The sequence below is a fragment of the Citrobacter amalonaticus Y19 genome, from assembly GCF_000981805.1.
In the GTDB taxonomy this organism is placed as follows: domain Bacteria; phylum Pseudomonadota; class Gammaproteobacteria; order Enterobacterales; family Enterobacteriaceae; genus Citrobacter_A; species Citrobacter_A amalonaticus_C.
The window spans coordinates 2,385,649-2,399,633 of the sequence record NZ_CP011132.1 but is presented as its reverse complement, the minus strand read 5'-3'; the positions used below and the strand labels follow the sequence as shown (position 1 = coordinate 2,399,633).

Below are 13,985 nucleotides of genomic sequence, written 5' to 3'. Positions count from 1 at the left end.
GGGCGTGACTTTAGCGAAATGTTGTCGTCGCGACAACTGGAATATGAAAGCAAAGCGCAACGCCTGAATAGCGTTTATGCTGAAGGTTTGCAGAAAAAGGAGAAGAGGATGTTTACCCTGAGCTGGCAACCGCCGTATGACTGGTCATGGATTTTAGGTTTTCTTGCCGCTCGTGCGGTCAGCGGCGTGGAAACGGTAGAGGCGTTACGCTACACGCGGAGTCTGGCAATAGGTCAACACACGGGTATCATCACCGTCGTCCCCGATACGGAGACTTACACGCTTCAGGTGACACTGAGTGAAGGGCTGCTGTCGGTTGCGGATATCTGTCTTGAAAAAATGGAACGATTGTTCGACCTGCGGTGTAAACCGCAGCAGATTAGCCATGTTTTAGGTGAACTGGGTGCGGCGCGTCCGGGGCTGCGCCTGCCAGGTTCGGTGGACGCTTTTGAGCAGGGTGTTCGGGCGATTCTGGGCCAACTGGTGAGTGTGGCGATGGCGGCAAAACTGACGTCAAAAGTCGCACGTTTGTATGGCGACGTGTTGGAGGACGCACCGGAATACGTCTGTTTCCCGACCCCTGAACAGTTAGCCGCCGCCGATCCGCTGGAGCTGAAAACGTTGGGCATGCCGATGATGCGCGCCAACGCGCTCATCCATCTGGCGCAGGCCGCGCGGGATGGGACACTGATGACCCAGCCGCCGGAAGATATTGAACAAGGGATTAAAACGTTACAAGGATTTCCGGGAATCGGTCGCTGGACGGCAAACTATTTTGCCCTGCGCGGCTGGCAGGCCAAGGATGTGTTCTTGCCTGACGACTACCTGATCAAGCAGCGTTTTCCAGGGATGACCCCTGCGCAGATCCGTCGCTATGCGGAGCGCTGGAAACCCTGGCGTTCCTATGCGTTATTACACATCTGGTATACCGAGGGGTGGCAGCCGTCAGTTGATCGCGAAATAACTGGTATTGAGTAGCAGATCCAGCGGCTGTGCTTCGGCAATGATGTCGCCATAAATCTGGTCAACACCAATACCCGATAGCGTATCCATGACGATCGGCGTTTGCACCGGCCCGGCGAGGGTTTTAATCCCCAGACGCTGGGCGTGACCCTGAATAATCGACACCAGCATTTCATCCATCATGTTGCCGTGAATGCTGGTGCTCAGCTCACTGTCGAGCAGCAGGTAATCCGCCATGCTTTTGGTCATCAGATTGAAGATCTGCAGATCGCGGCCAATCTGGCTCACAATGATGTGACAACCTGCCTGACGTAATTTCTGGAGTGCCGCGGTGCTCTCTTGCGGATGCAGTAACAGCGCTTCTGCGGGCACAATCAGGTGCAGCAGGCGTCCCGGCAGGGTGCTCTGCTCCAGTTGATTCAGGAGTTCATCGATGAGCGTGGCGCTGGTCAACCCGGCAACGGAAAGGGGCAGGGCGACGCTGAGCCCTTTACTGGCAACCGCCGGCGCCGCATGATGGAAAAACTCATGGAGTACACGGCGATCCAACGCATGGTTGAGCGCCGGATCGGCTAAGCTTGCCCGGAAAGCTTGCTCTTCCATGACTTCCCCTTCGCTGGTCCACAGGCGCAGCGAGATCAGCCAGAAATTACGCGCTTCGGGAATGCGCGGGGACGCCACGCCGCGGGCGACCATCAGCAAATGGTTATCTTTAATCATCCGCCACTGTTCATCCAGCGACATCATCGCGCGCTCGTGATGCGCCAGTTCCTGCTGTGGTTCATACACGGTCACCTGACCGCGCCCGCCATTTTTTGAGGCATAGCAGGCGATATCCGCCTGTGACATCACCTCAACCGCCTGACAGTTGTGCTCGTCGATAAGCGTAATTCCGGCGCTGGCGCCAATGCGGTGCAGGCGGCCCTCCCACATAAAGTGGTAATCGTTGATGGCGTTAATGATCCGCGTGGCGATAAAGCGCGCGCTTTCAATATTACATTCCGGCAGCAGCAGACCGAACTCATCGCCGCCCAGTCGCGCCAGCACGTCGCTTGCGCGCAACATGCTGAGCATCAGTTGCGCCAGTTCGCGCAGCAGCGCATCGCCCGCCGCGTGACCCGCGCTGTCGTTCACCGCTTTAAAGCGATCAAGATCGATAAAGACCAGCGCGTGACGCTGATGCGAATGGCGCTCGGTTTGCAGTAACTGCTTCAGTTTGTTTTCAAAACTTGCCCGGTTGGTGAGATGGGTGAGGGCGTCATGGGTCGCGCTGTAGCTCAGTTGACGCAGCATCTTGCGCGACTCGGTGACATCCTGAATCACCAGTACCGAACCGATATTGCCGCCATCCAGAGTGCTGAGAGGGGTAATGCTGTAGTGAATATCGTAACTGCCGCCGTTGCGGCAATGGAGAACCACATCCTGTTCAATGGCGGAACGGGACATATCGGCGCTGTAGATATTCTCCATCAACGGGCCGTTATCGCCAAAGGTGATTCGCAACACGGTCAACAGCGGTACGCCAATGGCACTCTCTTGCTGCCAGCCGCTCATCTTCTCAGCGACCGGGTTCATAAAGGTAACCTTCATGTCGACATCAATACACACCACCGCTTCCCCGATGGAGTCCAGCGTAATGTGCAGACGTTCTTTTTCCTGAAACAGCGCTTCATTCAGCTGCTTCACTTCCGTCATGTCCATATTGATGCCGAGCAGTCGTTCGACTTCGCCGTCTTTATTTAACACCCGATTCGCCAGCGAGCGGATATGACGGATGCCACCTTTCGCCGCAATCCGAAATTCCAGCTTAAAGGGAAGGCGCGCGGCTAAGGAGTCGCGAATCACTTTTTCCGCATACTCGCGATCTTCCGGGATCACGCAGTTGTACCAGACCGACCAGGTGGGCTTAACATGGGCAGGGACTTCATACAGTTCGAACATACGCTTATCCCAACTGATGACGTCGGGTTGCAGTTCCCACTCCCAGATCCCGATGCCGCCGGCTTCATTTGCCAGCGTGATGCGTTCCATCAGCCGTTTGTTGACCCATTCGGTATGTTTGAGATCGTTGATGTCTTCAATTTGCGCAATAAAGTAAAGCGGCGTGCCATCAGGATGGCGGACCAGCGAGACGGCCAGCAGCGCCCAGACGACCTCGCCCGCGCGGGTGTAATAGCGTTTCTCCATTGAATAGCTATTAATATCGCCGCACACCAGCATCGTGAGTTGTTCCAGATCTTTATTCAGATCTTCCGGCCAGGTGAGTTGCTGAAAGGTCAGCGCGCGTAACTCATCCTGGTTATAGCCAAGAAACTGGCATAACGCTTTGTTGGCCTGTAGCCATTGCCCTTCCGTACCGACCAGCGCCATGCCGATCGCCGAATACTCCATCGCATTGCGAAAACGTTCTTCGCTTTCCGTAATGTGCTTACGCTCGGCGCGAAACGCATACATCACCATGGTCATGATATTCGCCGGTAAGAGAATCATTAAGAACGGCAGCCACGGCAGGTTGTTCATCACATGCACTTTGGGCGTGGTCAGCAGCGATGGATCAGATGCCATCATCAGTGACACCATCATGATGGTGGCGAGGAAGATGAGAAAGGCTTCCATCCGCGGTAAGCGCACGGCGCTCCACATCAGTAACACGATCACTAAGGTGAAAGGCCACGGAACATACTTCATGGCGAACCAGCTCAGAACTAAGGTCACCGTCAGCGTCAGTAGCGTCTCAAGGAGCAGGCGCGGATCGCGGTGGCGCAGCAGGTAGTGCGGTTTGAACAATAAGCCCAACGGCACCAGCGCCAGGGCGCCAATGGATTCCGACAGTACCCAAATCAGAAACGCTTTCAGCGGCGTTTCCTGTGGCGACAACATCCAGACCAGAATCCCGCCCAACAGCGGCGGGATCACCGCACTGCCGAAGGCGAGACGTATCCAGTCATTGAGATTCTGTAGCGGGTTGTACCAGGGTAACAGCTTACGCAATAACATTGCGCCGACGGCGGCTTCAATGATGTTGATCGCGGTGTAGGTAAAATTCAGTTCGCCTGACGGAAACAGGATTAGCGATGCACCAATGCTCCCCAGCGAGCAGACAAGCGCAATCCCCGGCCACATGCGCCCGGCGTGACGGTAAAAGGCCACCATCATGATCGACGTTGGGAACCAGAGCGGGGCAAGTTGGGTTCCAAACTGTGATAATTCCAGCGAGAAAAGGGTAAAAATAAAAGCCGTCAGCCCTAAACTGACGAAGCGCAGCAGAGGATGCGGCAAGGTAACTAAAACATGTTGGGATGGTTTACTCATTACCTTGTATCCGAGTGGCCGGAACGTCGCGGAACGCCCGGACGCATCGTAGTAATCTCTGTTTATGCTAGTACAAACAATTTACAATTTATATCCCGGTTGCGCATAATTTGACATTATAAGGCGATTAATTACTGCGAAACTGGCTTAATTCCGCGGGTTGCTCTAAATCTGAACAAATAAATTTGCGACAGGGAATCATTGGGCGCCAAATACACTCCCTGCTATCTCGACTGGTATCGCACGTCTGAAATCCCTATAATTGCCGCGTTTGACGCCCGTGCGGCGTCGTCCTTCCTAACCAGGTTATTCAGGTCGCAAAATTTATGACTGATCAGTCTCATCAGTGCGTCATTATCGGTATTGCTGGCGCATCGGCTTCCGGCAAGAGTCTTATTGCCAGTACCCTTTATCGTGAGTTGCGTGAACAAGTCGGTGACGAACATATCGGCGTTATTCCCGAAGACAGCTATTACAAAGATCAAAGCCATCTGTCGATGGAAGAGCGCGTTAAAACCAACTACGACCATCCGAACGCGATGGATCATAGTCTGCTGTTTCAGCACCTGCAGGCTCTTAAACGGGGTTCGGCGATCGAGTTGCCGGTTTACAGTTATGTCGAACACACCCGCATGAAAGAGACGGTTCGCGTTGAACCCAAGAAAGTCATCATTCTTGAAGGGATTTTGCTACTGACCGACGCACGGTTGCGTGAAGAGATGAACTTCTCCATTTTTGTCGATACCCCGCTCGATATCTGTCTGATGCGCCGTATCAAGCGTGATGTGAATGAACGCGGCCGTTCGATGGATTCCGTGATGGCGCAGTATCAGAAGACCGTGCGTCCGATGTTCCTGCAATTTATTGAACCGTCTAAACAGTACGCTGATATTATCGTGCCGCGCGGTGGGAAAAATCGCATTGCTATCGATATTCTTAAAGCGAAAATCAGTCAGTTCTTTGAATAAGCCCGGCGAATTGTGTACCGTTCAGTGATAACCTGGTTTGCCCTTAATGCACAATGCGTTAAGCGCCCGATGCACGAAAGGAGAAAGTGCCATGCGTCTGTGTGACCGAGATATTGAAGCCTGGCTTGATGAAGGCCGTTTGTCGATCAACCCGCGTCCGCCCGTTGAGCGCATTAATGGCGCGACCGTGGATGTGCGCCTGGGCAATAAATTTCGTACATTTAGTGGACATACCGCTGCCTTTATCGATCTCAGCGGGCCAAAAGCAGAAGTGAGCGCCGCGCTGGATCGCGTGATGAGCGACGAGATAGTACTGGCTGAAGGTGACGCATTTTACCTGCATCCGGGTGAACTGGCGCTGGCGGTGACCTATGAGTCGGTGACCTTGCCGGCAGATCTGGTGGGTTGGCTGGACGGACGCTCTTCACTGGCGCGCCTCGGTTTGATGGTTCACGTGACCGCGCATCGTATCGATCCGGGCTGGTCTGGCTGTATTGTGCTGGAATTTTATAATTCCGGTAAATTACCGTTGGCTCTGCGCCCGGGAATGCTGATCGGCGCGTTGAGCTTCGAGCCGCTTTCGGGGCCTGCGCTTCGACCGTACAACCGTCGTGAAGATGCGAAGTATCGCGATCAGCAGGGTGCTGTCGCCAGCCGGATTGATAAAGACTGAGTCTAATCCATTGAGGATAGCATGAGACGATTTCTGACGACGCTGATGATATTGCTGGTCGTGCTGGTGGCCGGCTTTTCTGCGTTAGTATTGCTAGTCAATCCGAATGATTTTCGTGCCTATATGGTGCAGCAGGTCGCCGCGCGAAGCGGTTATCAACTGCAACTGGACGGCCCGCTGCGTTGGCACGTCTGGCCGCAGCTCAGCATTCTCTCCGGGCGCATGGTGTTAACGGCAGAGGGGGCCAGTGAGCCGTTGATTCGCGCGGATAACATGCGCCTGGACGTCGCACTGTGGCCGCTGCTGAGCCATCAGCTCAGCGTCAAACAAGTGATGCTTAAAGGCGCGGTGATTCAGCTGACGCCGCAAACGGAAGCGGTACGCCGCGAAAACGCCCCGGTGGCCCCGAGAGACAACACCTTGCCGGATGTTGCCGAAGATCGAGGCTGGTCGTTTGATGTTGCCAGTCTGCGCGTGGCGGACAGCGTGCTGGTCTTTCAGCATGAAAATGATGAACAGGTCACCGTTCGCGATATTCGCCTGGAGATGGAGCAGGACGCGCAGCATCGCGGTTCCTTCGAATTTTCCGGCCGCGTGAATCGCGACCAGCGCGACCTTACTCTTGCCTTCAACGGCACCGTTGACGCCTCCGACTACCCACATAATTTAACCGCCAGCATTCAGCAGCTAAGCTGGCAATTGCAGGGTGCCGATCTGCCGAAACAGGGCATCCAGGGGCAGGGACAACTGCAGGCGCAGTGGCAGGAAGAGAAAAAAGCGCTCACCTTCAGCCAGCTCAATGTGACGGCGAACGACAGCTCGCTAACCGGAAACGTGCAGGTGACGCTGAAGGAACAACCGGCGTGGCTCGTCAATCTGCAATTTGCCCGGTTGAATCTGGATAACCTGTTAGCCCCACCAGAAAACGCCAGCAGTACCAACGGTACGGCAGAGCAAGGGGGAAGTCAGCCGCCGCTGGCGCGTCCGGTAATTTCAAGTCGTGTGGATGAACCCGCTTATCAGGGGCTGAAGGGCTTTAGTGCGGATATCGCGCTGAAAGCGGATGCCGTTACCTGGCGTGGGATGAATTTTACCGACGTCAGCAGCCGTATGACAAATCAGTCCGACGTGCTGACGATCGCTGAACTGCAAGGCAAGCTTGATGGCGGAACGATATCGCTGCCAGGAACGCTGGATACGCGTGCGCAAACCCCGCAAATAGTGTTCCAGCCGCGTCTGGACGAGGTTGAAATCGGCACGATCCTCAAGGCATTCAACTACCCAATTGCCCTGACCGGCAAGATGTCGCTGGCGGGGGATTTCTCCGGTGCGGATATTGATGCGCAGTCATTCCGCCATAGCTGGCAGGGGAAAGCCCATGTTGACATGCGCGACACGCGGATGGACGGCATGAACTTCCAGCAGTTAATTCAGCAGGCCGTGGAACGCAGCGGCGGCGATGTACAGTCGATGCAAAACTTCGATAACGCGACCCGTCTGACGCGCTTTGTGACGGACCTGACGCTCGATAGCGGCAAACTGACGCTGGATAACATGGAAGGGGAATCCGCGCTACTGGCGCTGACGGGTCAGGGGACGCTCGACCTGGTCGGACAAACCTGTGACACGCAGTTTAACGTGCGGGTGCTGGACGGCTGGAAGGGCGAGGGGAGGCTGATCGATTTCCTGAAGGCGACCCCGGTTCCGCTGCGGGTCTACGGCAACTGGCAGGCGCTGAATTACAATCTGCAGGTTGATCAGTTACTGCGTAAACATATGCAGGATGAAGCGAAGCGTCGCCTGAACGACTGGGCGGATCGCAATAAAGATTCCCGCGACGGCAAAGACGTGAAGAAGCTGCTGGATAAACTCTGATTCGGCAGGACGTGTGTGCCGGATGGCGACGCTGTGCGTCTTATCCGGCCTACAAACTGATAATGACCCGATGCCGGATGGCGACGCTCTGCGTATTTTCCGACCGACAAACTGACAATGACCCGATGCCGGGCGGCGCATTCGTCACCCGGCATCGTTTAACGTTAAACCTCGTAATCCATCTCATCATCGTTGTGCAAGGGAATTAACTGCACTTTCTGCACGCGATGGCTTTCTACCTGTAACGTCTTGAGCAGATAATCGCCCACCTGGACTTCTTCCCCCGGCTTTGGCACGCGCTGCAATTCTTCCATCAGCAGGCCCGCAATGGTGTGGTATTCCCGTTTGTCATCGAGCGGCAGCGGGACATATTGCACAAGGTCTTCCAGCGGCATATGGCCGTTTGCGGTCCACGACCCATCCGGGTTTTTCTGGATGTCATGGCGGGCATCGATCTCCTCTGCCTCGTTCGGCAGATTACCGGCGATGGTTTCCGTGACGTCACTGAGCGTCACGATCCCCTCTACCGAACCAAATTCATCCACAACAAAGGCAAAGTGCGTCCGCGCATTGCGGAACTGCTCCAGCGCCGGAAGCAGCGGCAGCGTCTCCGGGAACACCAGCGGCTGGCGAATCAATAGCCGCAGGTTGAGCGGTTCACCGCGCAGCGACTGTTGCAGCAGGTCAATGACGTGCACCACGCCGAGCAGATCTTCTTCATCGTGACCGCCGGTGACCACCAGACGCGTATGCTGGTTTTTTTCCAGCAGCGCGCGAATCTCCTCTTCCGGTGCGGTAAGGTCAATATGCTCAATGTCGTGACGCGAGGTCATAATACTGCTGACGGTGCGCTGATTGAGGTTGAGTACGCGCTCAATCATCCGCCGTTCTTGCGGGTTGAAAATCTGGCTGTCGTCATGGTCAACCAGCATCGAGGCCGTTTCTGCATCCAGTTCGGCTTCTTCTTTCTGCCCGCTCAACAGGCGCATTACCGCCTCGGTCGTACGCTGACGCAGGGTGTGATTGGCCGACAGGAAACGACGACGGTTAAAGATAGCCAACTGGTTCAGCGCTTCGATCATCACCGAGAAGCCAATGGCGGCATACAGATACCCTTTCGGGATCCGAAAGCCAAAGCCTTCTGCCACCAGGCTGAAGCCTATCATCAACAGGAAACTAAGACAGAGGATGACAATGGTCGGGTGGCTGTTCACAAAGCGGGTGAGTGACTTACTTGCCAGCAGCATCAGGCTGATGGCAATAATCACCGCCGCCATCATCACCGCCAGGTGATCCACCATACCAACAGCGGTGATCACGGAGTCGAGCGAGAAGATGGCGTCCAGCACCACAATTTGCGCTACAACGCCCCAGAATTTTGCCCCTTTGCGCTGGGTGGGGTTATCGCTGTCCTTCCCTTCGAGTCGTTCGTTCAACTCCATTGTGGCTTTAAACAACAAGAAGAAGCCACCAAACAGCATGATCAAATCGCGGGCGCTGAAGCTCAGCCCCTGCACGTTGAACAACGGTTTTGTCAGCGTGACCAGCCACGAGATCGATGCCAGCAGCAGCAAGCGCATCAGCATTGCCAGGATAAGCCCGGTGACACGCGCACGGTCGCGCTGCGCAGGGGGCAGTTTTTCTGCGAGGATGGCAATAAAGACTAAATTATCAATGCCGAGGACTAATTCGATCACGACCAGCGTGACCAGCCCCGCCCAGATTGACGGATCGGCGATCCATTCCATAGTAAACGTAAAACCTTTCGTTATATGACAATTGTCACAATTCGATCATGGATAAAGCGGACGGAAAATGCAATGGCGAGAAGGGATTTATCGCGTTTTCACCTTACTGACTGCACTGAAAATAACCATAAAGTTTCTGTCGGGAATAATTAAATAAGACAAAAACTATTTAGGAAATATCGCAGGCTGAATTGAGAAAATAGATTCTGTCAACATCAAGTAATTCCTAAAAACAGGTCAATATATCGCTTAATATTAATCTTAAAAACAGAGAATAGCAGGCTTGTTACCTTGCCTGCTATTACGTTAGCTGTAACAATTCTTCCAGCGTTAATGATGGAAGAGTAAATATATTAAGTTGGATCCCGTTTCATTAATGACTGACATTCAGAATGCCTTACGTATTTCTCTGTTGCGGCAGGGCGCGAAATGACGAGGCTTGCAAAAACATAACCTAATCAGTGTATTGGTAGCTAAAAAGCCAGGGGCGGTAGCGTGCCTGAGCGCCTGATGATGAGTCTGCATTATTCTGTCAATAGCCTACGGATGAATTCAATTTTTTTAGGACTGATGCCAGTTAAATTTCTTTTCAATTGACTGCAATGTAAATGTGAACGGTGAAGTCGCTATTTAAATTGCACAGGATAATTACTCTGCCAAAGTGATAAATAATCAATGATGAAATCCAAAATGAAATTGATGCCATTATTGGTGTCGGTAACCTTGATAAGCGGTTGCACAGTACTTCCGGGCAGCAATATGTCTACGATGGGTAAAGACGTGATTAAACAGCAAGACGCTGATTTTGATCTCGACCGGATGGTGAATGTGTATCCACTCACCCCGCGACTGGTTGAGCAATTACGTCCTCGTCCCAATGTCGCCCAACCGAATATGTCGCTGGACCAGGAGCTCGCCAGCTATCAGTACCGCGTCGGCGCGGGAGATGTGCTGAGCGTGACCGTCTGGGATCACCCGGAACTCACCACACCTGCGGGGCAATACCGTAGCTCCAGCGACACCGGCAACTGGGTTCAGCCCGATGGCACCATGTTTTATCCCTACATCGGCAAGGTCAGTGTGGTCGGAAAAACGTTGGCAGAAATCCGCAGTGATATTACCGGGCGCTTAGCGAAGTACATTGCTGACCCGCAGGTGGACGTTAATATCGCCGCTTTCCGCTCGCAAAAAGCGTACATCTCCGGACAAGTGAATAAATCCGGCCAGCAGGCGATCACCAACGTGCCGTTGACCGTGCTGGACGCGATTAACGCCGCCGGCGGTCTGACGGAAGTGGCTGACTGGCGCAACGTGGTGCTGACGCACGAGGGCAAAGAACAACGTATTTCGCTGCAGGCGCTGATGCAGAACGGCGATCTCAGCCAGAACCGTTTGCTTTATCCGGGTGACATCCTCTATGTGCCGCGTAACGACGACCTGAAAGTGTTCGTGATGGGTGAAGTGAAAAAACAGAGCACCCTCAAAATGGACTTCAGCGGCATGACGCTGACCGAAGCACTGGGTAATGCTGAAGGTATCGATCTGACCTCCTCCAACGCCAGCGGCATCTTCGTGATCCGTCCGCTGAAAGGCAAAGGCCCGGGCGGCAAGATTGCCAACATCTATCAGCTCGATATGTCTGATGCGACCTCACTGGTCATGGCGACGGAATTCCGTTTGCAGCCGTATGACGTGGTGTATGTCACGACGGCGCCGGTTGCGCGCTGGAACCGTCTGATCAATCAGTTGCTGCCGACCATCAGCGGTGTCCGTTACATGACGGATACGGCCAGCGACCTTCACAACTGGTAATCGTCATGTTTAACAAAATATTAGTGGTTTGCGTGGGGAACATTTGCCGTTCCCCGACGGCAGAGCGCCTGCTCAAACAGTATCACCCGCAGATTACGGTGGAATCCGCCGGTCTGGGGGCGCTGGTGGGAAAAGGCGCTGACGCCTCGGCGATGCGTGTCGCAGCCGGTCATGCGCTCTCTCTCGAAGGGCACTGCGCGCGGCAGGTCACCGGACGACTGTGCCGGGACTATGACCTGATCCTGGCGATGGAAAAAAAGCATATCGCCTCTCTGCACGAACTGGCGCCCGAGATGCGCGGCAAAGTCATGCTTTTCGGTCACTGGGACAACGAGCGCGACATTCCCGATCCTTATCGCAAAAGCCACGAGGCGTTTGAAGCGGTGTACGCCTTACTTGAACGGTCTGCCCGCCAGTGGGCGCAGGCACTGAACGCAGAGCAGGTAAAATAATGACAGAAAAAGTAAAACAGTCTGCCGCTCCGGTAACGGGCAACGATGAGATCGACATTGGTCGCCTGGTGGGAACCGTCATTGAAGCACGCTGGTGGGTGCTGGGCATTACGGCGGTGTTTGCGCTATGCGCGGTGATTTACACGCTCTTCGCAACGCCTATCTACAGCGCGGATGCGCTGGTACAGATTGAACAAAACACCGGCAACTCGCTGGTGCAGGACATCGGTTCTGCGCTATCCAATAAACCGCCCGCCTCCGAAGCGGAAATTCAGCTGATCCAGTCGCGTCTGGTATTAGGCAAAACGGTGGACGATCTGGATCTGGATATTTCGGTCACCAAAAACACGTTCCCGCTGTTTGGCACAGGCTGGGAACGGCTGATGGGACGCCAGAATGAATCGGTGAAAGTCACGACGTTTACCCTGCCGAAAGGGATGAACGAGCAGACTTTCACCCTCAAGGTACTGGACGATAAACGCTACGAACTTTACAGCGACGGTGGTTTTAGCGCGCACGGACAGTCTGGTCAGACGTTAAGTAAAGACGGCGTCACGATGATGGTCAGTGAAATTCACGCCCGTCCGGATACCGAATTTGCCGTCACTAAATTCTCCACGCTGGGGATGATCAATAACCTGCAAAACAACCTGACAGTGGCGGAAAACGGCAAGGATACCGGCGTGCTCAGCCTGAGCTTTACCGGTGAAGATCGCGAACAGATCCGTGACATCCTCAACAGCATCACCCGCAACTATCTGGAACAAAACGTAGAGCGTAAATCGGCAGAGGCGGCGAAAAGTCTGGCCTTCCTGGCGAAACAGTTGCCGGAGGTGCGAAACCATCTGGACGTGGCGGAAAATAAACTCAATGCCTTCCGTCAGGATAAAGACTCCGTCGACTTACCGCTGGAAGCCAAAGCGGTGCTGGACTCGATGGTTAACATCGACGCGCAGCTCAACGAACTGACCTTTAAAGAGGCGGAAATTTCCAAGCTTTTCACCAAAGCACACCCGGCGTACCGCACGCTGCTGGAAAAACGTCAGGCGCTGGAAGATGAAAAAGCCAAACTGAACGGACGTGTGACGGCGATGCCGAAAACGCAGCAGGAGATTGTACGCCTGACGCGTGACGTTGAGTCTGGTCAGCAGGTTTACATGCAGTTGCTGAACAAACAGCAGGAGCTGAAGATAACCGAGGCCAGCACCGTGGGTGACGTGCGGATCGTTGACCCGGCCATTGCCCAGCCTGGCGTGCTGAAGCCGAAGAAAGCGCTGATCATTCTCGGCAGCATCATTCTGGGCCTGATGCTCTCCATTGTCGGCGTGCTGCTGCGTTCACTGCTCAACCGTGGTATCGAAAGCCCGCAGGTGCTGGAAGAGAATGGCATCAGCGTGTACGCCAGCATTCCGCTGTCGGAATGGCAGAAAGCGCGGGATAACGTCAAGACCGTGAAGGGCGTCAAGCGTTACAAACAGAGCCAACTGCTGGCGGTGGGCAATCCGACCGATCTGGCCATCGAAGCGGTGCGCAGCCTGCGTACCAGCCTCCACTTCGCCATGATGCAGGCGCAAAACAATGTGCTGATGCTCACCGGGGTCAGCCCGTCCATCGGGAAAACCTTTGTCTGCGCCAACCTTGCGGCGGTGATCAGCCAGACCAACAAGCGTGTGCTGTTGATCGACTGCGACATGCGTAAAGGCTATACCCATGAACTGCTCGGCACCAACAACGTCAACGGCCTGTCTGAGATTCTGATCGGTAAAGGGGACATTGCCTCCTGCGCGAAACCCACCTCCATTGCCAACTTTGACCTCGTACCGCGCGGTCAGGTGCCGCCAAATCCGTCTGAACTGCTCATGAGCGATCGCTTAGGTGAGCTGTTGCGCTGGGCGAGCAGCCACTACGATCTGGTGCTGATAGATACCCCGCCCATCCTGGCCGTCACTGACGCCGCGATTGTCGGACGCCATGCAGGTACGACGTTGATGGTCGCCCGCTATGCCGTCAACACCCTGAAAGAGGTGGAAACCAGCCTGGGCCGCTTTGAGCAAAACGGCATTCAGGTGAAAGGGGTGATCCTCAACTCTATCTTCCGCCGCGCCACCGGGTACCAGGATTACGGGTACTACGAGTACGAATACAAGTCAGACACAAAATAAAGAATCGTGAATGGCCTGAG

At 54.5% G+C, this 13,985-nt stretch carries 9 protein-coding genes; 7 read left to right on the top strand and 2 right to left on the bottom strand.

Annotated features, from left to right (window positions below; genetic code table 11):
* The first annotated feature begins 108 nt into the window (after positions 1-108).
* Complete coding sequence (gene alkA, locus F384_RS11120; RefSeq protein WP_046481520.1) at positions 109-978, top strand: DNA-3-methyladenine glycosylase 2; 870 nt, start codon at positions 109-111, stop codon at positions 976-978.
* Here alkA and F384_RS11115 read toward each other — a convergent pair.
* The gene (locus tag F384_RS11115) at positions 946-4,275 is read right to left on the bottom strand and encodes a diguanylate cyclase (protein ID WP_046481519.1); all 3,330 of its coding nucleotides are present in this window, start codon (positions 4,273-4,275) and stop codon (positions 946-948) included. The genes alkA and F384_RS11115 overlap by 33 nt on opposite strands.
* 326 nt (positions 4,276-4,601) lie before the next feature.
* Between F384_RS11115 and udk the strand changes: the two genes are divergently transcribed.
* From udk to asmA, 3 genes are all read left to right on the top strand, one after another.
* A complete protein-coding gene (gene udk, locus F384_RS11110; RefSeq protein WP_042318055.1) occupies positions 4,602-5,243 on the top strand; it encodes a uridine kinase in 642 nt (213 codons plus the stop codon).
* 91 nt (positions 5,244-5,334) lie between these two features.
* Entirely contained in the window at positions 5,335-5,916 is a 582-nt protein-coding gene (gene dcd, locus F384_RS11105) for a dCTP deaminase (protein ID WP_043000174.1), read from the top strand.
* A gap of 21 nt (positions 5,917-5,937) precedes the next feature.
* Positions 5,938-7,791, top strand: coding sequence for an outer membrane assembly protein AsmA (asmA, locus tag F384_RS11100; protein WP_046481518.1), 1,854 nt, complete (start codon positions 5,938-5,940; stop codon positions 7,789-7,791).
* A 164-nt stretch (positions 7,792-7,955) separates the two neighbouring features.
* Here asmA and F384_RS11095 read toward each other — a convergent pair whose 3' ends face one another.
* Entirely contained in the window at positions 7,956-9,539 is a 1,584-nt protein-coding gene (locus F384_RS11095) for a TerC family protein (protein ID WP_046481517.1), read from the bottom strand.
* 675 nt (positions 9,540-10,214) lie between these two features.
* On the opposite strand from F384_RS11095, the gene F384_RS11090 reads away from it, so the two are divergent.
* From F384_RS11090 to wzc, 3 genes are read left to right on the top strand one after another with little or no spacing between them, the layout of a single operon-like run.
* Complete coding sequence (locus F384_RS11090) at positions 10,215-11,351, top strand: polysaccharide export protein (protein ID WP_046481516.1); 1,137 nt, start codon at positions 10,215-10,217, stop codon at positions 11,349-11,351.
* 5 nt (positions 11,352-11,356) lie between these two features.
* Positions 11,357-11,803, top strand: a complete 447-nt coding sequence (gene wzb, locus F384_RS11085) for a low molecular weight protein-tyrosine-phosphatase Wzb (RefSeq protein ID WP_046481515.1) — start codon at positions 11,357-11,359, stop codon at positions 11,801-11,803.
* Positions 11,803-13,965, top strand: coding sequence for a tyrosine-protein kinase Wzc (gene wzc / locus F384_RS11080; protein WP_046481514.1), 2,163 nt, complete (start codon positions 11,803-11,805; stop codon positions 13,963-13,965). Before wzb ends, wzc begins: the two co-directional genes overlap by 1 nt.
* Positions 13,966-13,985 lie beyond the last annotated feature (20 nt).

Excerpts from the sequence above, each read along its gene's own strand:
- alkA (WP_046481520.1), top strand. The coding sequence starts at position 109 with ATGTTTACCCTGAGCTGGCAACCGCCGTATGACTGGTCATGGATTTTA.
- F384_RS11115 (WP_046481519.1), bottom strand. The coding sequence starts at position 4,275 with ATGAGTAAACCATCCCAACATGTTTTAGTTACCTTGCCGCATCCTCTG.
- udk (WP_042318055.1), top strand. The coding sequence starts at position 4,602 with ATGACTGATCAGTCTCATCAGTGCGTCATTATCGGTATTGCTGGCGCA.
- dcd (WP_043000174.1), top strand. The coding sequence starts at position 5,335 with ATGCGTCTGTGTGACCGAGATATTGAAGCCTGGCTTGATGAAGGCCGT.
- asmA (WP_046481518.1), top strand. The coding sequence starts at position 5,938 with ATGAGACGATTTCTGACGACGCTGATGATATTGCTGGTCGTGCTGGTG.
- F384_RS11095 (WP_046481517.1), bottom strand. The coding sequence starts at position 9,539 with ATGGAATGGATCGCCGATCCGTCAATCTGGGCGGGGCTGGTCACGCTG.
- F384_RS11090 (WP_046481516.1), top strand. The coding sequence starts at position 10,215 with ATGATGAAATCCAAAATGAAATTGATGCCATTATTGGTGTCGGTAACC.
- wzb (WP_046481515.1), top strand. The coding sequence starts at position 11,357 with ATGTTTAACAAAATATTAGTGGTTTGCGTGGGGAACATTTGCCGTTCC.
- wzc (WP_046481514.1), top strand. The coding sequence starts at position 11,803 with ATGACAGAAAAAGTAAAACAGTCTGCCGCTCCGGTAACGGGCAACGAT.